The 22,861-nt window shown below is 49.4% G+C and carries 20 protein-coding genes and 2 pseudogenes; 7 read left to right on the top strand and 15 right to left on the bottom strand.

The features are described from left to right. Window positions 1-224: 224 nt before the first annotated feature. The 10 genes from MKY48_RS11220 to MKY48_RS11175 all read right to left on the bottom strand — a co-directional run bounded on the left by MKY48_RS11220 (window position 225) and on the right by MKY48_RS11175 (window position 10,412). The gene (locus MKY48_RS11220; protein ID WP_339272088.1) at window positions 225-1,013 is read right to left on the bottom strand and encodes a formate/nitrite transporter family protein; all 789 of its coding nucleotides are present in this window, start codon (window positions 1,011-1,013) and stop codon (window positions 225-227) included. 47 nt (window positions 1,014-1,060) lie between these two features. Then, window positions 1,061-1,378, bottom strand: a complete 318-nt coding sequence (nirD, locus tag MKY48_RS11215; protein ID WP_339292933.1) for a nitrite reductase small subunit NirD — start codon at window positions 1,376-1,378, stop codon at window positions 1,061-1,063. 94 nt (window positions 1,379-1,472) lie between these two features. Then, on the bottom strand, window positions 1,473-3,911 hold the full coding sequence (gene nirB / locus MKY48_RS11210; protein WP_339292932.1) for a nitrite reductase large subunit NirB: 2,439 nt from the start codon (window positions 3,909-3,911) through the stop codon (window positions 1,473-1,475). A 178-nt stretch (window positions 3,912-4,089) separates the two neighbouring features. Then, a complete protein-coding gene (locus MKY48_RS11205) occupies window positions 4,090-4,767 on the bottom strand; it encodes a hypothetical protein (protein ID WP_339272085.1) in 678 nt (225 codons plus the stop codon). Window positions 4,768-4,948: 181 nt separating this feature from the next. Further along, window positions 4,949-5,269, bottom strand: a complete 321-nt coding sequence (locus tag MKY48_RS11200; RefSeq protein WP_076320841.1) for a helix-turn-helix domain-containing protein — start codon at window positions 5,267-5,269, stop codon at window positions 4,949-4,951. Between the two features lie 147 nt (window positions 5,270-5,416). After that, on the bottom strand, window positions 5,417-6,085 hold the full coding sequence (locus MKY48_RS11195; RefSeq protein ID WP_213645198.1) for a uracil-DNA glycosylase: 669 nt from the start codon (window positions 6,083-6,085) through the stop codon (window positions 5,417-5,419). 176 nt (window positions 6,086-6,261) lie between these two features. Next, on the bottom strand, window positions 6,262-6,984 hold the full coding sequence (locus MKY48_RS11190; RefSeq protein WP_339272084.1) for a ThuA domain-containing protein: 723 nt from the start codon (window positions 6,982-6,984) through the stop codon (window positions 6,262-6,264). A 43-nt stretch (window positions 6,985-7,027) separates the two neighbouring features. Further along, window positions 7,028-7,996 carry a sugar phosphate isomerase/epimerase gene (locus tag MKY48_RS11185; RefSeq protein WP_076320838.1) on the bottom strand — a complete coding sequence of 323 codons (969 nt, stop codon included), beginning with the start codon at window positions 7,994-7,996 and terminating at the stop codon, window positions 7,028-7,030. Window positions 7,997-8,053: 57 nt separating this feature from the next. Continuing rightward, the gene (locus MKY48_RS11180) at window positions 8,054-9,139 is read right to left on the bottom strand and encodes a Gfo/Idh/MocA family oxidoreductase (protein WP_339292931.1); all 1,086 of its coding nucleotides are present in this window, start codon (window positions 9,137-9,139) and stop codon (window positions 8,054-8,056) included. Between the two features lie 172 nt (window positions 9,140-9,311). Beyond that, window positions 9,312-10,412 (bottom strand): Gfo/Idh/MocA family oxidoreductase, encoded by a 1,101-nt coding sequence (locus tag MKY48_RS11175; RefSeq protein WP_339292930.1) that lies wholly within the window; start codon window positions 10,410-10,412, stop codon window positions 9,312-9,314. 140 nt (window positions 10,413-10,552) lie between these two features. On the opposite strand from MKY48_RS11175, the gene MKY48_RS11170 reads away from it, so the two are divergent. Continuing rightward, window positions 10,553-11,371 (top strand): AraC family transcriptional regulator, encoded by an 819-nt coding sequence (locus tag MKY48_RS11170; protein ID WP_076320835.1) that lies wholly within the window; start codon window positions 10,553-10,555, stop codon window positions 11,369-11,371. A 101-nt stretch (window positions 11,372-11,472) separates the two neighbouring features. Here MKY48_RS11170 and MKY48_RS11165 read toward each other — a convergent pair whose 3' ends face one another. Next, a complete protein-coding gene (locus MKY48_RS11165; RefSeq protein WP_076320834.1) occupies window positions 11,473-11,787 on the bottom strand; it encodes a hypothetical protein in 315 nt (104 codons plus the stop codon). Window positions 11,788-11,879: 92 nt separating this feature from the next. Further along, on the bottom strand, window positions 11,880-12,581 hold the full coding sequence (locus tag MKY48_RS11160) for a TerC family protein (RefSeq protein ID WP_339292929.1): 702 nt from the start codon (window positions 12,579-12,581) through the stop codon (window positions 11,880-11,882). Between the two features lie 517 nt (window positions 12,582-13,098). Here MKY48_RS11160 and MKY48_RS11155 point away from each other — a divergent pair. From MKY48_RS11155 to MKY48_RS11145, 3 genes and pseudogenes are all read left to right on the top strand, one after another. Continuing rightward, a complete protein-coding gene (locus tag MKY48_RS11155) occupies window positions 13,099-13,710 on the top strand; it encodes a VTT domain-containing protein (protein WP_339292928.1) in 612 nt (203 codons plus the stop codon). A 91-nt stretch (window positions 13,711-13,801) separates the two neighbouring features. Further along, window positions 13,802-14,766: pseudogene (gene msrA / locus MKY48_RS11150) on the top strand (peptide-methionine (S)-S-oxide reductase MsrA). 136 nt (window positions 14,767-14,902) lie between these two features. Next, a complete protein-coding gene (locus tag MKY48_RS11145; protein ID WP_076320830.1) occupies window positions 14,903-15,085 on the top strand; it encodes a hypothetical protein in 183 nt (60 codons plus the stop codon). 71 nt (window positions 15,086-15,156) lie between these two features. Here the strand turns inward: MKY48_RS11145 and MKY48_RS11140 are convergent, their stop codons facing one another. Continuing rightward, on the bottom strand, window positions 15,157-15,849 hold the full coding sequence (locus MKY48_RS11140) for a YitT family protein (RefSeq protein ID WP_076320829.1): 693 nt from the start codon (window positions 15,847-15,849) through the stop codon (window positions 15,157-15,159). Window positions 15,850-16,338: 489 nt separating this feature from the next. On the opposite strand from MKY48_RS11140, the gene hmpA reads away from it, so the two are divergent. After that, window positions 16,339-17,544, top strand: a complete 1,206-nt coding sequence (gene hmpA, locus MKY48_RS11135) for an NO-inducible flavohemoprotein (RefSeq protein WP_339292927.1) — start codon at window positions 16,339-16,341, stop codon at window positions 17,542-17,544. Window positions 17,545-17,656: 112 nt separating this feature from the next. Here the strand turns inward: hmpA and MKY48_RS11130 are convergent. Together MKY48_RS11130 and MKY48_RS11125 are read right to left on the bottom strand one after the other, a co-directional pair. Continuing rightward, window positions 17,657-19,224 (bottom strand): annotated as a pseudogene (locus MKY48_RS11130) (IS1182 family transposase). A 371-nt stretch (window positions 19,225-19,595) separates the two neighbouring features. Next, window positions 19,596-20,105 (bottom strand): Crp/Fnr family transcriptional regulator, encoded by a 510-nt coding sequence (locus MKY48_RS11125; RefSeq protein ID WP_076320827.1) that lies wholly within the window; start codon window positions 20,103-20,105, stop codon window positions 19,596-19,598. A 181-nt stretch (window positions 20,106-20,286) separates the two neighbouring features. On the opposite strand from MKY48_RS11125, the gene MKY48_RS11120 reads away from it, so the two are divergent. Both MKY48_RS11120 and MKY48_RS11115 read left to right on the top strand, forming a co-directional pair. Next, entirely contained in the window at window positions 20,287-20,673 is a 387-nt protein-coding gene (locus MKY48_RS11120; protein WP_339272079.1) for a hypothetical protein, read from the top strand. Window positions 20,674-20,702: 29 nt separating this feature from the next. Then, a complete protein-coding gene (locus MKY48_RS11115; RefSeq protein ID WP_339292926.1) occupies window positions 20,703-22,850 on the top strand; it encodes a YhgE/Pip domain-containing protein in 2,148 nt (715 codons plus the stop codon). Window positions 22,851-22,861: the final 11 nt, after the last annotated feature.

The raw sequence follows: 22,861 nt of genomic DNA, 5'->3' as shown, positions 1-22,861 counted from the left end.
GGGGGATTGGGAAAAACAAGGGAGTTACAAACTGCTATTTGACAGGTCTCGTTCATATCAGCGATCGGGAGGATCGATTCGTACACGGAGCGTCTCCTCACAGGAAAAGGGGGCATTCCGCCAGATCTAAGATCTTTTGGGACACCCCCTTCTTTTCGGCTGTCTATCAAGTGAGCAAACCTGCTTACGGAACTGCTCCTTCTCATCGATGTCGCCTACAAAACCTACTTTTGCTTGCTCCCTTTTCCCGACGAGATAAACCAATAAGCCATCCCTACAAACAATCCGCCGCCAAGGATGTTCCCCAGCGTGACCGGCACCATGTTGCTGATCCATCCACTAATGGAAATGGTCTCGGGATGCCCCGGTAAAATCGTCGCGAGTGTCAGAAGTGTCATATTAGCTACGCTATGCTCGTACCCTGTTGCAATGAAGGCAAACAGACACCACCATATTAAGATCAGCTTTGTCGTTTCTCCCTTGGCCCGAATTCCCATCCACAAGGCCAGACAGACAAGCCAGTTACACAAGATGCCTCTGAAGAACAGCTCCATAAACGGATCATTCATTTTCTTGGCAGCAGCCGTGAAGATGAGATGGTCCGGCGGCAGGCCATTGAACAGGCCGGAAGCATACACCAGATAGCTGAGCAGAATCGCTCCAGCCAGATTGCCGATAAACACGAGTACCCAGTTTTTCAGCGTATCCCCCATCGTCGTGCGTCCGGATAATGTGCTTATCGTAAAAAACATGTGATTTCCAGTAAACAGCTCTGACCCGGCGAACACCACCAACGTGAGCGCGATCCCGAATGCAGCTCCCATGACGAGGGATTGGAAAGGTGAACCGGCAGCTGCGAGCGGCGCCCCCAGCTTAAAGATTAATACAATCCCTATGCCGACATACGCGCCGGCCAGCATAGCCGATACCATATAGCGCAGCAGATTATGATTCATCTGCTCTTTTTTACCGACGGCGGCATTGACAACGGCTTCCACATCTGTTTTAAACATGGGATACCACCCCTTGATTTCGTCTGTTTATTATGCGATTGCTGGCCTTAAACACCCACTTCAACCTTCCCGTCCACGGCGCGAATCGGGTATACACGAACCTGACCCTTATCCGGAGCCTGTACGAGCCCGGTTGAAAGCTCGATTTTCCAGTCATATAACGGATCGTAGATGTAGTGCCCGGATACGATGGCTTCCGAGAGTGGCCCACCTTTGGGATGAGGGCTTTGATTGTCCAGCGCAAACCATTGATGATCCGAAGTCCGGAAGACGGCAATCTCCCGATCTCCGAGTTGGACCACCCTTCCGATCTGTGATAGAAAATCATGTTCATTCCCTACCATAATAAATTTTTTGATTTCCATAACATTCGACCTCCACTTCTCTTTTCTATCCCCATCCATACTGCGAAAAGCTCTCCATGTTCAGGCGGCAAGAGGAAGTAGATTCCTCCCTCTTTTATTTGCTGCTGACCGGTTTTGCATCCTCAAATAACGTATTGCGCAGCTTCTCGTCGTTCAGCACTTTCTTCCACGGATCCTCGACTTGCTGCAAGGCAAGCTCGATTCTCTCCACCAGTTCCTTACGCTGCTTGGTATCGTCCAGGATAACCGCTCGGATTTGTTCCAGTCCCAAGCGCTCTACCCACTCTGATGTTCTCTCCAGGTACTTGCCGGTTTCACGGTAATACTGCATCAAGGCTCCGCAGATTTCGACCAGCTCTTCATCCGTTTTCACTTTGCAGAACGAATCAGCCAGACGTGCCTTCGTTCCGCCGTTGCCTCCAACGAATATTTCCCATCCACCGTCATTGCCTACGATCCCGATATCTTTCGTGCACGACTCGGCACAGTTTCGCGGACACCCGTTGACTGCCAATTTAAATTTCGCCGGGAAATCCAGTCTTTCGAATTTCTCCTCTAGGAATGCCCCCATGCCCATCGAATCCTGCGTACCGAAACGGCAAAATTGGGAACCTACACAGGTCTTCACGGTCCGCAGCGATTTGGCATAAGCATAACCCGACGGCATATCGAGCTCTTCCCAAACGCTCGGTAAATCTTCCTTCTTAACACCGATGAGGTCCAGACGCTGTCCGCCGGTTACCTTTACAACCTTCACATTATATTTAAGCGATACATCCGCGATTTTCTTCAAATCCTCCGGTGTGGTAACGCCGCCGTACATTCTTGGGACGACCGTGTACGTGCCGTCTTTCTGAATGTTGGCGTTCATCCGTTCGTTGACAAAACGGGATTCCCTCTCTTCTTGATGGGTTACCGGGTTCAGCATCGCCAGATAGTAATGAATGGCCGGGCGGCATTTCGAGCAGCCTTCCGGATTGCTGAAGTTTAGAACATGCATGACTTCTTTCGTTGTCTTGAGTCCTTTGGCACGGATTTCGGCGACAATCTCGTCCCGATCAAGCGTTGTGCACGAGCATATGCCTTGTTTGCCTGCCGCCTTAAAGCCATCGCCCAATACGCTCTGGAGTATTTGCTCCACGACAGGTTTACAGCCGCCACACGAGCGGGTAGCTCCTGTGCAAGCTTTAATCTCATCCACTGTCGTATGACCTTCTAGAGTAATGGCATCCACAATGGCTTTTTTGGTTACGCCGTTGCAGCCGCACACGATTTCATCATCGGGCATCTTCTCCAGTGAAAATGCCTTGCCATTTCCTGTTCCTGCGCTGTCAGTACCCATGATCGAATCGTAAATCTCATCCGTCATGGCTGTCTTTTTCCGAATCATGGATTGAAGGCTTGCCGAATCGCTCACATCTCCGAACAATATCGCCCCAACGATGATATTGTCGCGAATTAATATTTTCTTATAGGTCTTGCGCCAATCATCTTTTGCAGTGATCACCGAGTGCTCGGCTTGCTCCATGAATTCTCCGGCAGAGAATACATCCACACCGCTGATTTTCAACTTCGTCGATACAATGCTTCCCTCGTAAGGCTTGCCTTCCACACCGCATAGATGCTTCGCCAATACCTGTCCCTGCTCGAACAACGGTGCAACCAGGCCGTAGCATGCGCCCCGATGCTCGCAGCATTCGCCAACCGCATACACATCCGGCCAGGAAGTCTGAAGATAATCATTAACGACGATTCCCCGGTTCACTTCGATCCCGCTCGCTTTAGCAATCTCGGTGTTCGCTCTGATGCCCACTGCCATGACCACCAGGTCGGCATCAAGCTCATCCCCATCCTTGAAGCGGAGTCCCGTAACTCTGGTATCTCCCAATATTTCGGTTGTTTGTTTGCCTAATAAGAAGTTGATACCCTGCTGTTCAAGCTCCCTTTTCAGCATGCCGGATGCCATCGAATCCAACTGGCTCTCCATCAAATCCTGCATGAGATGAACAACCGTCACCTCCATGCCCAGGCTGACCAATCCCTTGGCAGCTTCCAGACCCAGAAGTCCCCCGCCAATGACAGCCGCTTTCTTGTACGCCTTAGCGGCTTGTAGCATCTGCGTGCAATCGGCAATGTTTCGGAAACCGATAACGCCTTCTTTGTCACTGCCCGGCACGGGTAAAATAAAGGGCTTCGAGCCCGTTGCTATCATGACTTTGTCATAAGGCACAGTCAATCCGTTGTTGGCGGTCACGACCTTGCGTTCCCCATCGATGGCAGTTACAGTGGCATCCGTGTGCAGAGTGATGTGGTTATCCTCGTACCATTTCCAATCATTCAATACAATATCATCCAAGGTTTTGCTGCCTTCCAACACATACGACAGCATGATGCGGTTATAATTCGGATGAGGCTCCTGTCCAATGACGGTGATGTCAAAATTCCCACCCAATTTAATGATTTGCTCGACCGTACTAATCCCGGCAATACCGTTGCCAATGACAACTAACTTTTCTCTCTTTATATTGGACATCGATTGATTCCTCCCCAACACATTTATCTAGATCGTGGCATTCCGTTGCTTTCACATAAATTATATCGTCTGATCGCATTAATTTTTGTGATATATTTCACATAAATCATTAAAATTTAAAATAAAAATGCCAAATAACCCTGTCCACATCGAACAAGGTTATGAGGAGGCTTGCTCTCTATATAATATCGGCTTCCATATAGGCTCGTTCGCCGCTAGGAACTTTCAAATAAGGGCGAATCCCGGCAAATCCCTTCGCGTCCAGGTTCACCCCGGTCATCCAGTTCCCCTCCAATAAGCCTCGATCCGATTGCATAATGACGGCAGGTGCCTGGATATGCTCCTGATATAGAACGATGCCCGCCTGAATAGTCTTAAAGGCTTTTCCTTGTTCCACCAACGGTACGGCGCTGATATACGTAGGCACAAAATAATTTGCGATCACATCCAGCTCTTCCCCGTCAAAAAACGGCTCGCTGCCAAGGAAAGGATGCAGCATTACGATTTTCTCATAGAGTGACCAGATGATCATCTGCAGAAATCTTCCCGTTCGTCCTATATTCTGCCCGGTGGACGCATGAAATCGATCGGTTTCATAACCAATGAACTTCCATCCGCCGGGGGCTTTGACCCATTTCTGAAACATATCAACAGCATCGGCACCGCTATGGCTAACGGATTCTGCAGATTCCGGGCTTGTTCCAGACGCAGCTAACCACAAGGAATCCGGCACATACTGGCTCAGCATCCGTTTGGTCTTCTCAAAAATATGAAGCACTTTTAATGAAGCGTTTTCAAGTTCTGAGATGTCCTCTTGTCCATAATGAAAACGGGAGATATACGTTCGCTTGGTCATAGGCTCGCCTCCTTGATATGCTGCTGGGTTATTTACATCATATAGCAGCTGCGTCCGCTTGGTGCATGTCCACCTATTCTTACCGTAAAGAAACAGGAATCATACTTCCATTTAGAAAAAAACCCTGAAATGAGGATGTCTCATGCCAGGGTTTAATCATCAAGGGGAGTCTTAAGATGACTCATCTTTCGACCCATTGTTCCGCCCAGAATGAAATTTGCTCCATCACCGGACGAAGTGCCTTGCCTTTTTCAGTCAGTTCATATTCAATACGTACCGGTGTTTCAGGATAAACATGACGAATCAAAATGCCTTCGCATTCCAAATCCTTCATCCGCTCAGAGAGCATCTTATCGCTCATGGACGGAATCAAATTCGAAATATCCTTAAAGCGCTTAGGCCCGCTCATCAACGTTTGAATAATCAAACCGTTCCACCGTTTGCCCAGAAAAGAAAATGCAGATTCAAAACGGGGACACATCGTAACATTTGTAACTTCCATATCCCTTCACCTCTTTACGAAGTCACCTTGTTTATAGAAATTCATAAGCTTAATTAAAAATCTAGAAAACTTACGAATTGTAAGTATGTTTCATTTTAGCACATTTCCGAGAAACTGAAAACCACCTAGCCCCTTTTTCCCATAAAATCAGCGCTTATCCCATAATATACGAGCCAAAATATCCAAATCTTTCTCGATCCAAGTGGATAATTTCCTATTATACAGTACCGCCGCTGGATGGAATAGAGGGAATATCTTATAGGTTTCCGCCGAGAACATATAACCCCTATCTGGATTCTCCGGATCGGTTGCTTGCTGGACCGGCCCCTCCATCAGTTTGCCGTGCAGCGATGTCACCGTTTCATGGCTTCCGATTAACCGGTGCAGCGCCGTATTTCCCATGGGTGCGATAATGTGCGGGCGAACCCATCGAATCTCTTCATCAAGCAAAGGTGCATGGGCCAATATTTCCGCCTTCGTCGGTGTGCGATTGGAACGGCTGATGACACTCTCGCCCGTGGACCTCACGATTACCTTTTCCTTATAAGGCCTGCTTCTCATGGCACTGGTAATATACACTTGCTCCCGGGTCAGGTTCAGGCGTTCCAGGTAGGCGTTCATCTCTTGTCCGGCCTGCCCTACAAAAGGTAAGCCTTCCAGAACCTCATGGGCCCCGGGTGCTTCTCCAATAAACATAATTTTTGCGAAGCGGACTCCTCTTCCGAGCAGGAAGCCCTCAACAGGTTGATGGGCCAGCTTGGCCTGGCATATGGCGATGGTTGCGGGATCTACAGGTGCGCTTTGTACTTCACTCATGTGTACAGCCCCCCTTCTTGTATATCATACAATACCCCATACTTAGGTATATTCTATCCCTAGCCGGCAAAAACATTTCCGTAAACATTCATCGTTAACGATAAAACGAGCCGCTCAAGGACTACACCCTGAACGACTCGTGAACTCATTGCTTTTTAAAAAATGCTGCTCATAGCTTAGACTAAAACGGGAAGCGCACGAACCGGCTGACTGTTGCCGAAGGTTTGCTTGCCTGCCGTGGAATAAGCCCAGTTAATCGCATTGGTGATCACTTTCAGCACTTCGGGGTTGTAGTAGGTTGGATAGGTCTCATGCCCCGGACGGAAGTAGAAAATGTTCCCATGACCGCGCTTGAACGTGCAACCGCTCCGGAATACTTCGCCGCCTTCGAAATTGCTGACAAATACCAGCTCATCTGGGGCTGGAATATCAAAGAATTCCCCGTACATTTCCTCGTGCTCGATGATGATCGGACCTGTAATTCCCGCCGCGATCGGATGCGTTGGATTCACGCTCCAAATAATCTCTTGTTCCCCTGCTTCGCGCCATTTCAAATCACAACTCGTACCCATTAACGCTTTGAACGGCTTGGAAAAATGTCCGGAATGAAGAACGATCAGCCCCATCCCATCCTGCACGCGTTTAACGACCTTGTTTACGATTTCATCACTAACCTGGTCATGAGCCATATGCCCCCACCACAACAGCACATCGGTTGAATCCAGTACATCGTCCGTCAATCCATGCTCCGGCTGGTCGAGCGTTGCCGTTCTGATGACAAAATCCGGATTTTGCAGACCCTCCGCCAATGCTGTATGAATCCCTGTCGGGTAAACGCTGCGAACCTCGTCATGGATTTTCTCGTGTACGAATTCATTCCAAATGGTTACGTTAAGCATGTTGCTGTTCCCCCTAATTGCTTATTCGGCTTACTCTACGCTGTTAGACCCACCACATGTCCCCAAGCGGCTCTTCGATCAGCACTTGCTGAAGGTTTTGCACCGCTTTGGAGAAGCCTTCTTCGATGGACATCAATCCATCTTCATGTTCAATACTTACGACATAATCATATCCAACCAGACGAAGGGCACTCATCATATCAGCCCATTCCTTCACATCATGTCCATAGCCTACGCTGCGGAACTGCCATGCGCGATCCAGCATGTTGGCATAAGACTGCATATCGGTCAGACCGTGCTTGTTCACGTTGATCGGGTCAATGCTTGTATCCTTCGCGTGGAAGTGGTGGATCGCCCCTTCGCGGCCCAAAATTTGAATCGCTTGAACAGGATCAATCCCTTGCCACCACATATGACTTGGATCCAGGTTGGCCCCAATCACTTCGCCTGCAGCTTCACGCAAGCGGAGCAGCGTGCCTGGCGTATGGACGGAGAAGCCGCCGTGCAATTCCAAACCAATCTTCACATTGCGGTCTGCGGCAAATTTACCCCATTCGGTCCAGTAAGGAATGACCTTGTTATCCCATTGCCAAGTCAGAATCTCTTGGTAGTCGTTAGGCCAAGGCGCAACCGGCCAGTTCGGGTATTTAGCATCCTCATGGTCGCCTGGGCAGCCGGAGAATGTGTTAACAACAGGTACTTCAAGCTTCTCGGCAAGTTCTACCGTTTTTACGTATGTGTCATGAAACTCTTTCGCGATTGCTTTTTGCGGATGAAGCGGATTGCCGTGGCAGCTCAGTGCGCTAATAATCAACCCACGGGATTCCACCGCATTTTTGAAGTTCTTCAGCGCGGTTTCATTCTCCAGCAGCTCGACCGGGTTGCAATGCGCATTACCCGGATAACCGCCTGTTCCGATCTCAACCGCTTTAAGCCCCTTGGATGCCACATAGTCCAAAGCATCCTCCAATTTACGTCCGCTCAGCAATACCATAAATACGCCTAATTTCATTGTATACCTCCTGGTTTACCTTAGTATTAGTAATGAGTATTAGTAATGATGTAATATTTAGTTATCGAAATAAACCGCTTTTCCTGTCTTCGCCGATTCATAGATCGCTTCCAGAATTTGCGTTACAACAAACGCTTGCTCCGGTTTAACCACAGGATCCTTATCCTCAATAATGGCTTCCAGCCACATTCTGGCTTCACGGTCCGCATCATTTTCCTTGGAACCGGAATAGAACGCGACGCCGCCAGCATTCAAATCCACTTTGGTTTCATACAATCTGCTCATTTTCTCGCCGTTAATACGCAAACCGTCCTTCATGTCAGCTCCGCCTTCCGTACCCGCAAGGACGGCTTTGGCTTCGCCCGTCTCAACGACGTTAAGAGCCCAGCTGGATTCCAGAATAATCGTTGCGCCGTTCTCCATCGTGATGAACCCGAATGCCGAATCCTCTACCTTGAACTCCTTCGGATCCCAAGGACCGAACGCATTCGCCGCATTCTCGCGTTGACCCAGTTTATGGAACGTAGATCCAAGCACGCTCTTCGGCTTATAGTTATCCATCAACCACAAGGTTAAATCCAGTGCATGGGTGCCGATATCGATCAACGGACCTCCGCCTTGCTTCTCTTCGTCAAGGAATACGCCCCAGGTCGGAACGGCACGGCGGCGAACAGCTAGTGCTTTACCGTAGTAGATCTCGCCCAGCTCGCCTTCCTCGCAGACCTCTTTCAGATACATGCTATCATCCCGAAAACGGTTGTTGTAACCGATGGTAAGTTTTTTTCCTGTACGCTTAGCGGCGTCCAGCATGGCTTTGGCTTCGGAAACGGTTTTCGCCATTGGTTTCTCGCACATAACATGCTTGCCTGCTTCCAAAGATGCAACCGTAATCTCGGAGTGCGAATCGTTCGGCGTACACACATGAATGACATCGATGCTGCCGTCTTGCAGCAGTTCTCTGAAATCCGTGTATACTTTCGCGCCTTCAACCCCGTATTCGGCAGCCGCCTTCTGCGCGCGTTCTAGAGCGATGTCGCAAAAAGCTACCAATTCGGCCTGCGCCTGCTTCTTCAAGCTCGGCATATGCTTGCCATTGGCGATTCCCCCGCAACCGATAATTCCGATCTTCAGTGTTTTCGACATGTCCATTTCCTCCCCATAGGCATTTGATCATTTTGAAAACTCTCCAAATATTAGTGCAACGCTTTCATGCGGATCCTAGCCAAGAACTCATCATCCTGTCAGATCCGTCAGAAGCTGGTTTGCATGTCGTTCATAACCAGTGTACAAGAATATGAACCGGGCTGCCAGTTCGCTACTCCACCTTGTTTATCTGCTGCGGCGCCGGAAGTTTGCCGTAGCGGTATGTGCTTTGCAGAACGATATGTCTGCCCTCCAGCGAAGACTGCTGGAACGACTGCATAATCTCCAGCACGTGGTATGCCAAACGGGCACTGACGCGATGGTCCTTCTGCTCATGAATCGATTGGATCATATCGTTGATACCGAGCCCCCGCTCGTTCTTTCCGCATTCAAATGCAGGGTCAAGCAGCTCCCATTCATCGGAGCCGTGCTTCCGGAGCTTCACTTCGCTGTTAAAGAAGTTCGGATCCCCGAGACTCAGGCTTCCCTGCGTGCCATAGATTTCGATCCAAGGCAGATTCGATCCGCCAAAGATATCAAAACTGGTAATCATGGTTGCAATGGCTCCGTTCTCAAAATCCAGCGTTCCTGCCAAATGCGTTGGAGTCTGAACCGTGATCGGTTGTCCTTGGCGCGGTCCAGAGCCGATGGCGCGGTCTGGAATCTGGATGCCTGTGGATGCGCTGATCCGGCTTGCAGGACCAAGCAGCTCTACCAGGGCCGATACATAATAAGGACCCATATCCATCATTGGACCTCCACCCGACGCGTAAAAAAATTCAGGATTAGGATGCCAAGCTTCCGGTCCTGAACCCATCATAAACGCAGTTGCGGCAACAGGTCTGCCGATCAGCCCGGATTCGATAGCGGCTTTAGCCGTCTGTACGCCGGAGCCCAAAAACGTATCGGGTGCGCAGCCTACGCGAAGTCCTTTTTGATCTGCCATATTTAGCACACGGCGAGCTTCCTCAAGGGTAATCGCCAGCGGCTTTTCACTGTACACATGCTTTCCTGCTTCCAGGGAAGCGATATCCACATTGGCGTGGCTGGCCGGAATGGTCAGATTAATAATAAACTCAATGTCAGTCTGTGCAAGCATCTCCTGGACGGTATACACGTTCGGGATGTTAAACTCTTCGGCCTTTTTCTTTGCGTTGTCCGGAATAAGGTCAGCACATGCCACGACTTCAACCCAAGGGCTGTTCTCTAAGTTCGTGAAGTATACGCCGCTGATAGTTCCGCAGCCAATTATACCTGCTTTCATTTTTTTCATCGCTGTCACTCCTTGAGTGTTTAGATGCGCTCGGACTAGTACCATGGTATTCTTTTATGCTTTCGTTTAAAATGAAGAATATGATTAAAACATGAACAATCTGGTCATTATTTTCTTATTCTTCAAAGGGGACTTTAGCAATGGATTCAAATCTTTCCAACCAAGTCGTAGCAGCGGATTTCTCATTTCATCGTAAACCTTTCAAGATGTCCCTGGCTGACGGTTTCGATACCTACTTGATGCGATGGCAGACCGACGGCAAATGCCGTGCCAAAATTGATGACAAGCTGTCACTCGTTGAGGCAGGGGATCTGTTAATCTTCACGCCAGGACAACCTTATGAACTACGAATAGATGACGAATATAACGCTTTGGGTGAATTAACCATCGAAAGCGGAGATTACCATATTTTCTTTAAGGGGGCATGGGCTGACGCGTGGTGGAATTCCAAGAAACGCCCAACCAAAATTCGGGTTCCACTGGAAGAGCGTTACCTGAGTCTGTTTCGGCAAATTCTGCTGGAGCAGCGTCGTGTATCCGATCCTTATCCGGAGATTTCGGATTACACGGTACGAATTCTGTGCCTCGAAGTGGATCGCCTGTTATCGGAGCAGCCATCGACCACGCCCAAGACGTATTTAGCCTACCGCATGAAAAATTACATTGAAGAGAATGCCTCCTCGATGTTCAAGCTGGAGGATGTCGCTGCCCATGTCGGCATCAGTGTCTCCCGGGCAGTTCATCTGTTCAAAGAAGCGTTTGGCACTACCATCATGCAATACACCATGGACGTTCGCCTGAGCATGGCCAAGGAACGAATTGTGTTCAGCCCACTTTCGCTGGAGGATGTCGCCGAAACTTCCGGCTTTGCCAACTATACTTATTTTCACCGCGTTTTTCGCTCCCGATTCGGCGTTTCGCCTAAACAATTCCGCATGGCCAGTCGAACGTCAAATTGAGCCGTCCTATCTGTGCGATAAAAAGCGGGTCGACCAAGGTTTTTCCTTGGTCGACCCGCTTCTCTCTTGAATCACATGTAAGATATGCCATGATTCCACATTTACTTCTTATCAGGGCCTAGCGTGGCCGCTGCCTCGGCTACAACGATAGCCAAGTCTTCATTACCAAATAACGACAGGACACCAAGTAGGGTCTGATCCGGTATTTCACCAGCTTCTTCCTTGGGCACCGTTAATTCCAGCACCCGCGCCAGCCGCTCATTATCCGGCTGATTCGGATATGCCTTACGGTACAGTTCCGCTGGGTCCAGTCCGTGATTCACACACCACTGGGCAAAAACGAGGATCATCATATCCTCGTCCTGACGGTATGATTCCGCAATCCGTTCTTCTACGGATTTTTCCGTGAATTCCATGTATTACCCCTCCTCATGCGAAAAGGGCTTCGGCGCTCTCTTCGTTCATGAAGACATTATACCGTTTACTTTGAGCTCATACAAAGTCTAGACTAGTCGACCATCTTGACCTGTACCGGGTTGCTCTTCGCTTTTTGGTCATTCTTCTTCTTCATCCAAGTTCCAAGACTGATGATTATGGCGATAACGAGAATTTCAAAACCATACTTCAGAACGCCATTGGCAAACCAGCTGTGAATCATCGGCTCTTCCACAATCATCTTTGATGCGGTCCAGGCTAACACCGCAGCACCGATCGTAATGATAATTGGAAAGCGATCCGTCAACTTCAGGATAATGGTACTGCCCCACACCATAATTGGAACCGAAATCGCAAGTCCGATAATAACAAGCATGAAGCTTTCCCCAGCAGCGCCAGCTACAGCAAGCACGTTATCCAGTCCCATCATCGCGTCCGCAATAATAATCGTACGGATTGCCGCCCACATCTGGTTGCCAGCGGAAATTTCATGCTGCTTCTCATCCACTATCAGCTTGTAGGCAATCCACAACAGAGCAAACCCACCGATCAAGCGTAAGCCAGGGATCATTAAGAGCTGTACAACGAGGAGGGTGGCCACGATACGAATGATAATCGCTCCGACGGTACCCCACAGGATGACCTTGTTCTGGTCCGCTTTCTGGACATTACGAGCGGCAAGCCCGATAACAATCGCGTTATCGCCTGCCAACACAAGGTCAATGAGGACAATTGATAGCAGCGCCGTCCAAAATTCCATCGACATCAAATCCATGTTTCTCCCATCCTTTCTTCATTCTTTTTAGATTTACCTACCGATGTCCTCCATCCAAAAAAAACGCTGTTGCCTTAGTTAATAAGGTCTACAGCGTTTTTTGGGCGCAAAAATAGACCTCCACCTCATTCATAAATAAATCAGGCAAAGGTCTCGCTAAACAACATAATCGTTGCCAATAAAGCCGGGGATGGTTAATCCCGTAATGACGACTTTACTTACGATATAGATTTTATAAGTTATCAGTGAGCCCATAAAATTCTATATCGCAAGAAAACCTACCTTTGAATCGCGGTCGCTCATCCTTGAAAAGGCCACGATAGAAGGTTTTCTTATGAAGCTACTCCCCTTTGGGAACTATTCGGTTGGACATATTATAACATATGAAAAATCGCTTGTATATTCAATTTTTTCCACCCTAGATACGATGCTTAGCTGTCTCAAATGTGGGCAGTATTCCTGTTTTTTTGCTATCATGGTGCTATTCTGGTTGAATTTCGCAAAGTGAGGATTCTTTATGAAGAGATGGATCATACCCGCAATTTATACAACAGCACTGACGCTGGCTTTTGCATACCGACAAGAAATCATGGACTGGTTAGGAGGAAATCCCCCACTCTACCTGATGATCCTACTGGCAACCCTGCTTGCCTTATTTCCCATTGCACCCTACAAAGTCATCATCGCTATTCTTGGCTATGCATATGGAACCGTCTGGGCTGCCGCCATTTCGTGGTTCGGAACCACGATAGCGGCCGTCATCCTGTATGCGGCTGTACGGTCCTTGTACCAGGAGCCCGGCAGGCGACTGCTCAGTAAATATGCGGCTGTCAATAGGTTTACAGCCGTGGTCGAACGGCGCCCCTTTCAGTCGATCCTGCTCGCGCGCCTACTGCCCATCATACCGCAAATGGCCGTCAATATTTATGCAGGTGTCGCATCCATACCATTCTGGACGTACACAACCGCTTCAGCCATCGGTAAAATCCCTGCGATTCTCCTGTATGCTTGGCTAGGCAGCGGGTTTGCCGATCATCCGCTCCTCTTTGCGAGTATCGCGGGTGGACTCATGCTAGTTACCGCATTATGTCTGGCCGCTATCCGGTGGTATAAAGGGAGACTGAATTAAATGGAGCATTGTTTTGGTTTCCCTGACCAAAATGATTATAATATAGAGTAAGACTTACATTTAAAATGTTATAACGATGGAGGGATAATAGATGAATAATCGTTCAACCCCAAGTGAATTGGCTACCTTTGCGGGAGGCTGCTTCTGGTGTATGGTCTCTCCTTTTGATGAGCTGCCGGGCATTCTGAAGGTCGTTTCCGGCTATACGGGCGGCCATAAGGAAAATCCGACCTATGAAGAGGTATGCTCTGATACAACGGGTCATTACGAGGCCGTTCAAATCACATATAACCCGGAAGTGTTCCTTATGAAAAACTGCTTGAGCTCTTCTGGCAGCAAATCGATCCTACGGATGAGGGCGGACAATTCCATGATCGGGGGACATCTTACCGGACCGCTATTTTTTACCATACGGAGGAGCAGCGCAAGCTTGCCGAACAATCCAAAGAAGAGGTAGCTGCCAGCGGACGATTCGACGGGCCGATCGTAACGCCCATCATACCAGCCAGCACTTTCTATGAAGCTGAAGAATACCATCAGGATTATCACAAGAAAAATCCGAGCCATTACAAACGCTACCGCAAAGGCTCGGGACGCGAGGATTTCATTGAGCAGCATTGGTCGGATTCGGTAGACCCCGCCGAGCTTAAACAGCGCCTGACACCGATCCAATATGAAGTAACCCAGAATAACGCAACCGAACCTCCGTTCCACAATGAGTTCTGGGACCATCACGGAGAAGGCATTTACGTGGACATCGTATCCGGCGAGCCGCTCTTCAGCTCTACGGACAAATATGATGCCGGCTGCGGATGGCCGAGCTTCACCCGTCCGATTCGCGAATACAACATCAAGGAAAAAATGGATCTCACCCATATGATGGTCCGTACCGAGGTAAGAAGCAAAAAAGGAGACTCGCACCTCGGTCATGTATTTGATGACGGTCCTGGACCGAACGGACTTCGTTACTGCATCAATTCCGCGGCACTGCGGTTTGTACCGAAGGAAGAGATGCAAAAGGAAGGTTATGGCGAGTATTTGCAGCTGTTTGAATAAATCGAAGTATCCCAAGTGCATTGTCCTTCAGGGGGCAATGCACTTTTTTTGTGCCATTGAACACGCTTATTCAATTTGGTTACACGGGGTAATATACACTACATACGAATAACAGTTGAACTGGAGGGATCGCAATATGCCTTGGAACAAACATGATTATCCGCCATCCATGAAAAATCTAGAGCCGCGAGTTAGGAATAAAGCCGTGGAAATTGCCAATGCCCTGCTGGAGGAAGACTACGACGAAGGACGTGCCATCGCTATCGCCACCGCCAAGGCACAGGAATGGGATGAGAATCATCCCAAAGACGAGGAGTAATCTTAACAACATCATAGAATACGAAAGAAGCTCACCCTGCATGCGGGTGAGCTTCTCTTAGTTGGACCGTATTATGAACGGCCGCTAACAGTTGGCTGCGCTGTCTTCGGAGTAACCGGAGTGCTTGGGGCACGGACCGCCTTCCGAATCGGTTTCTTTTCCGTTTTCTCGGTACCGTACGTCACTGTGATGGTGATCACTTGTCCGGCAATCGATACGGCTAATATAGTATATAAGGTTTCAACCAATGGCATGTAGAATAGCGATAATAGCAGAACTACGGCATCCATTAGGAAAAACACCGTCCCTACCTTAAGCCCGCTCCACTCGCTGAACAGCACGGAGATCACGTCGTCACCGCCTGTCGCCCCGCCATAGCGAAGCACGATACCAGCACCAAAGCCCGTCAATAAACCGGACAGCAGCGCGGCTGCCAGCAAGTTATGATTCAGATCGATCACAAGCGTGGAATACCGCTCGATCAATGCGTAGAACAACGTGAACATGCTCGCCGCAACAACGGTATTGATAATGAACTTCCGACCTTTGATAAACAAGGCAATCAGCAGAACCGGTATGTCCATGAGGACCATACTTAATGCAGGCGGAATATCAAGCGCATATTTGCCAAGCAGCGCAAGGCCGACAAAGCCGCCTTCAGTTAAATGATTGTGAAAATTAATGTGATAATACGTAAAAGCCATTAAAAACGTTCCGAACAACATCGCCGACATCGTGATAATTGTGTTTTGTCTTTTCCTCATACAGGATCCCTCTTGTCGTAGTAGATTGGTCAGACATAGGCCAATCTCTACATAGAGGCAACCTGGAGGAGTTCATCCTTCGAACCATAGTTCCCATCCTTTCGTGAGAGACCGTCCTTGTCTTCTGACGTCCGACTTCGCTCTACGAAGGAAGCTATGTGTATGAGAGATCATAACGTTTCCAAATCGTCCTTTGGGGATTCGTCCTTCGGGGACACATGGTATCCTGATCCTTTCTCGTTTTAATTAGACTGCTAATATTATTATAACACAGTTGGCATACAAGCTAAACAGCTGGCTAGAATGAACTGGAATATATATATGAAATATGTAAAAAAACCCGCTTTCAGAACTCTCCTCCTTAAAAATATCGCTGTTCTGTTCACATATTCGCTAAATCCGATGTGACCAAAATCACAAGTACCCTTTCTTCCCTTATCTATACTTAAATTGAACACGAATTCGACTTATGAATCAGGGGGAGTCCACATGTTAAGCCAGCATACGATTGAAGTCGTTAAATCGACCGTTCCTGTTCTTGAAACTCATGGAACGGCAATCACGACTGCATTTTACCAAAAATTATTCCATCATCATCCGGAGCTTCTTAACATATTCAACCATGCGAATCAACGAGAAGGAAAACAGCCCTTTGCCCTTGCCAATGCCGTGTACGCCGCCGCAGCCCATATCGACCGTCTTGAAGCGATCGTGCCGGTTGTTAAGCAGATCGGACACAAGCACCGGGCATTAAACATTTTGCCCGAGCATTATCCAATCGTCGGCGAAACACTGCTCGCCGCCATGAAAGAAGTGCTGGGAGATGCCGCAACACCCGAAATTATCGAGGCCTGGGGCGAAGCTTACGGCGCCATTGCCGATGTCTTCATCGGCATTGAAGCAGATATGTACCAACAAGCCGCGAACGAGACCGGCGGTTGGAGCGGATACCGTAATTTCGTGATTGACCGGAAGGTGGAAGAAAGCTCTGTCATCTCTTCCTTTTATCTGGTCCCACAAGATGGCGGTGAGATTTCCGCTTATGAACCCGGTCAATACATTACGCTCCGGGTAAAACCTGAAGGTGAAACCTATTATCATAATCGTCATTACAGTCTCTCGTCCGCACCAGGTCAGCCTTACTACAGAATAACGGTCAAGCGTGAGGATGAGTTAGAAGGAAAACCTGCCGGCATCGTCTCCACTTGGCTGCACCGTCAGGCTGAGGTTGGGACCGTTCTCGAGGTCACGGCTCCGGCCGGTACATTTACCCTGAATACGGACAGTGACCTTCCGCTTGCCTTGATCAGCGGCGGTGTCGGTTTGACCCCGATGGTGGCTATGCTGGAAACCGTACTGCTGAATCAACCCGGCCGGAAAGTAACCTTTATCCATGCGGCCAAGTGCGGTAGTCAGCATGCGATGAAGTCTCATATCGATGCACTCGCCTCCAAGCATCCGCAGCTAACCTCTTACGTCATTTATGAACAGCCGGAATCCGAGGATCAGTGCCACCAAGCAGGCTATATTGATCTTGATTTCCTTCGCAAAACCGTCGATGCGAAAGCCGACTTCTACTTCTGCGGTCCGGTTCCGTTCATGCGTGCCGTTAACAGTCAACTGAAATCCATGGAGGTACCTTCCGACCGGATTCATTATGAATTCTTTGGCCCGGCAGGTACATTGGAAGATTAATTAACCATACGGAGTCAAGCCTAATCAAAGGAGCTGTCCCATAAGTAGGTTTGCTCACTTGACGGGCGGTTCGTCCGATTAAAAAATGTGTCAAATGAAGAAATGGCGGTGCTCAGGATGTTATCCTTGCACCGCCATTTCTTGCTTTTCGGTCCATTGCCTCTTGCTTGAGCAGATTATGGGCAAGCGAAAGCCATCCGACCTCTAGGCTCACTTTCGTCAGTCCTCGAAGCAGAAATCGCCGGAATCCCCGGTTATTCTTCAACTGCCCAAATACACTCTCCGGCTCGACCATTCGCCGCACCGACAACGCATAGCCTTCCTCACTTCGAAGTTTCTCTCTCACTTGCTGCTTGTAACGAAGATACCTGAGACTTACGCTGATTTCCCGGTTCCCTTGGGCTTTCGTGCAAGCTGCTTTGAATGAACACCCTTCGCAGCTCACGCTTCGGTAGTGTCGCTTCCGTATTTCATATCCGCTTTCCATCGTTTCCTTACTTTCATAGCGAAACTGCAGCTTTCGCCTACCGCACACGTCCATGTATCTTCCGCTTCGTCGTACTGCCAGTTGTCTAGCTTGCTGATATCTTGTTGCCACTTCTTTGATTTTCCCTTATGATACGTGCTGTACTTGACTAATGCTTCCAGTTCCTCGCTTTCCAAGTAAGCGTAATTTTCTTCCCCGCCGTATCCCGCATCCGCGACCAACGTTTTCGGAAGTCTTCCCAGAGCGGCTTTGACCTTCTCTAAATGTGGCTTTAAGCAGCGCGTATCCGTCGGGCGTTGGTGAAGACTGTAACCGACAATAAACTGATTTTCCGTTCCGATCTGAACATTGTAGCCTGGCTTCAGCTGACCATTACGCATGTGATCTTCTTTCATTCGCATGAACGTGGCGTCGGGATCGGTTTTGCTGTAGCTGTTCCGGTCGCCGAGAGTCTCTTGTTGAGTCTCATATTTTTGCAAACGCGGGAGCAAATCTTTGCGGAGCGAGCGTACCGCTTTTTTCAGGGGTTTGTCCTTGGGCCGGGATTGCAGTTTCGTTTCCAACTGCTGAACAGCAACCTCTAGCCTTTCGCTGGTCCACGCGGACGACTCGCCGAGTTCGGCGAGGTCTTGTCCCACTCGTTCATGTTCTTCTTGTTTCTCAGCCTCTTCGATAGTTGAAAACAACGTCTGGACTTTCTCCTGCAGCTTCGCCTTGTGCTTGACGACCGCTTTGCCCCAGACGAACGTATAGCGGTTGGCATTGGCTTCGATCTTGGTGCCGTCGACAAAATAGTGTTCCAGATTGACGTACTTTTCCTGGGCAAGAAACTGAAGCACGCTCGTGAAGACGAACTCCAGCACATCTTTCATACGCTCGGAACGAAAGCGATTGATGGTGCGGAAGTCCGGGCGCTGTCTCCCAGCAAGCCACATGAACATGACATTCTCACGGACGGCTTTGGCGATCTGACGAGAGGAGTAGATTCGCTGCGTATAGGCGTAAATGATGACTTTGGTGAGCATCTTGGGATGGTAGCTGTCTCGTCCGCCACCGGGATAAGCGGCCGAAAAGATGCGCTCATCCAAGCGGTTGACCGCTTCATTGACGATGCGAACAAGATGATGGGGAGGAATGTCATCCTCCAAGTCCATTGGCAGATGAAGTTGATCCATGGTATATTGAATGTACAAAGAAACCGTTCCTTTCGTAAATGGTGGGTAGCACTTCCATTTTACCAAAGAACGGTTTCTTTGTTTCTAAAAAAATAAGCAATCTGCACGGCGTAGCGGAGAGGACGAATCGATTCCGGACAAGCGTCAGCGCTCGCCTTTGCCCCCACATTTCGTCCTTGCTCAGAACCATTCCAAGAAATGTGGGGGCAACAGCGATGGTAGGAACGATTCGTACATGGAGCGTCTTCTAACAGCAAGAAGGGGGCCTCCCGCAAGATCTAAGATCTTTTGGGACACCCCCTTTTGGGTTGAACAAGCTTGCTGTCAATGATTATTCTGCGAAGAAGTTCCTATGTATCCTGCCCCGTTTATATCGTTCGCAATTCGGGCTAGATGTGCTTGCCCTGTTCCCGCAGCAGCCGGTTTACCGTTTCTCTTCTCACGCCGATCAACTGTCCGATCTCTTCCTGTGTCAGATACTCGGTCAAGTGTATTCCCTGTGAATACTCATCCAGCCACTGGATCAGCAGTTCAAGCCGCTCCGCAGGTCCTCCTACTGTCAAGTGATCCAGCCTCATCTGCATGAACCGCACCTTTTCCTGCAGCAATCTGGCGACCTCGAGCGGTTTCTGCGGATCCTCCTCGAGCTGACGGTACCAAGCTTCAGCCGATATGAGCTCCACTTCGCTCTGGATCAGAGCGATCGCCGTTCCATGTGTCTCCTTCGGGCTGATCAACGAATGATGCGGCACCGTTTCACCAGGATATAAAATATTGAAAAGCACCATATTGCCGTTCGGATGGAGACGGGTCACCTTGAACAATCCGCTCCGGATGTGATATAGATGGTCCCCGCTATCCCCTTGCCTGAACAATATTTCGCCTTTATGAAGAATCATTAATGAATCGCCTCCTGATGAATGCAGTTATCAGGAGTGTAAACGATATGCCGCCATGAATCCACTGGGATCAATAAACAATTGCCAATATTTAATGGTTGCACGCCGTATATTGTTGGCATACCATGTGTATGATAGAACATATGTTCTTATGTATTTCATGTCTTAGGATGTGTCTCTTATGATGAAGCCTTCCACGCCTCCCCCGCCTTCACTAGAAGACGAAGCCCTGATCCGAGATTATGTGCTGCATCACTTCATTCAGTCTGTTCTCGAGCGGGATATTCAAATTCTCAAGACCCTTACACTCAAAATGGCTGACCTCTATATCTTAAATCTGCAGCTAATTAAAAAAGAAGATTCGGATCATGCCTGGATCATGCAGCAGCAGATGAGGCGGCGCGGCATCCGGATTCATAGCCAGAGCCGTACAGCCGCGGAAGGGCTGCAGGTTCAGTATTTGTGTCGCGGATATGAGTGCAGTCTTCTCTGCGAATGGCACTCCCTGAAGGAAGAGATAAAGGATCGGCTCGTTTCGTATCTTGGCACGGATTTTGCGGCATACTAGCACCAACTACGTACAAGATAGGAGCGCGCATGAAGAATATCTTCCACATATATTCTGCCGATATCCATAGAATCATCCGTAATTGGGCTGCAGGTGTCATCATTACCGGGCTTGCTATTCTTCCTTCTCTGTATGCCTGGTTTAACATTGAGGCCTCATGGGATCCCTATGGCCAGACCTCCGGTGTATCTATTGCGGTTGCCAACCTGGATAAAGGCACCACTCTTCGCGACCAGCCCATTAACCTGGGTAAAGAAATCGTGGAGTCCCTCCATCAAAATGAGAAGCTGGGGTGGCGGTTTACGGAGGATAGTGAGAACGCCATTCAGGGTGTACGGCACGGTGATGATTATGCCGCCATCATTATTCCGGAGAACTTCTCTGCCCGGATCGGCACCGTTCTGAGCAATGAGCCTGTCAAAGCTCAGATCCTCTATTATACAAACGAGAAAATCAACGCCATTTCTCCCAAAGTGACGGCCAAGGGCGCATCCGGTGTTGTAGAGGAAATCAGCAAAAACTTCATCAAAACCGCCAACGGCACCATCTTCGAGATTTTCAACACACTCGGAATTGAGATCGAGAACCAGCTCCCGGCCATCAATAAAGTACGAAATCTTCTGTTCCGGCTTGAAAAAAGCTTTCCGGAGCTCAATGAAGCGGTGGGCACAGCCGCAAAGGATATTAAGCTGGCCAACCGATTGGTTCAGCAAGCTGGCACCGCTCTGCCTCGCCTTGAAGAAATCGCCACGGACGGCAAGGCTATGGCCGGTGCGCTGGCGGAGTTCGCGAATGAGGCCGCTGGTGCCTCGAAATCGCTGGAGCCTGCTCTGCGTCAGGACTTGGAGGTACTGGCTGCAACCACCGGAGCACTCTCGCAAGTGCTGGACGCTCTAGGACAAGCCGACATCGACCCGAAGGAGCTTGCCAGCCGCCTGAACGCTGCGCAGGAACGCGCCAAGACAGCAGCGCAAGCCGCGACCCGGCTGGGTCAATTGTTCAAGCGACTGGGCTCGATCTCCCCGGCGGCAGCTTCCGGGGCGGCGAAGCTTGAGGATATTGCCGCACGATGGACCTCAGCCCAAACCGTGCTCCAAACCATAGCGCAAGCCGTGGAACGGGGAGAAGAAGCACCTGCAGATGCCATCGATAAGCTGAAGAAGCTAAACGATGACATTACGGGACTAACCAACACGGTGTTAAGCCGATACGATACGGAGATTGGTCCAGCGATAAGCAAATCCTTCACCAAGGGCGCAGGCACGGCCAAGCGTGTTCAGCAGGAGCTGACCCAGGCGCTTGCCAGCGTCCCCGACATTCAGCATTTGCTCAAAGATGCCCAGAAAGGGCTCAAGGTAGGCGGCGAAGAAGTACAGCTGGCCCAAAGCCGTCTGCCGGAGGCCGAGCTTCGAATTACACAGCTGGCGAATCGGCTGCGTGAGATGGAAGCTGCAGGGGATATCCAAGAGGTTATCGATTTGCTTCAAAATAATTTCGAGCTCGAAAGCCAGTTTTTTGCCGAGCCTGTTACGCTGGAAGAGAATCGACTCTACCCTATCCCGAACTACGGGTCCGCCATGTCTCCCTTCTTCACGACGTTATCCTTGTGGGTAGGTGCCCTGCTGCTTGTTTCCCTGCTCTCCGTTGAGGTTCATGATGAAGAGAGAAGCTTCCGCAGCATCGAGGTTTACTTCGGACGCTATTTAACCTTTTTGACCATTGCCCTGTTCCAAGCGCTATTCGTTACCCTGGGTGATATCTATTTGCTGGGAACCTATGTGGTGAATCCGGGCTGGTTCATCTTGTTTGCGCTGCTGATTAGCACCATCTTCATGCTGATTGTATATACGCTGGTGTCCGTATTCGGTAATGTCGGAAAAGCGATGGCCATCGTACTGCTCGTGCTGCAGCTTGCAGGCGCAGGCGGAACGTTTCCGATCCAGATGACACCGCCGTTCTTCCAAGCATTGCATCCGTATCTGCCATTCACCTACGCCATCAGCATGATGCGGGAAGCCGTTGGTGGCATTCTATGGGATATTGTCGTCCGGGATGTCCTGTTCATGCTGATCTTCGCGGCAATTGCGCTGATGATCGGGATTGCACTCAAGAAGCCGATCAACCGGGCCAGCGGCGGTCTCGTCCGCAAAGCGAAAGCCTCGAAGCTCATCCATTAATTTGTACATCG

Source organism: Paenibacillus sp. FSL W8-0187, assembly GCF_037969755.1.
GTDB lineage: Bacteria > Bacillota > Bacilli > Paenibacillales > Paenibacillaceae > Paenibacillus_AQ.
Note: the sequence above shows the minus strand (reverse complement) of the source record. Positions and strands in the feature narration are given on the sequence as shown.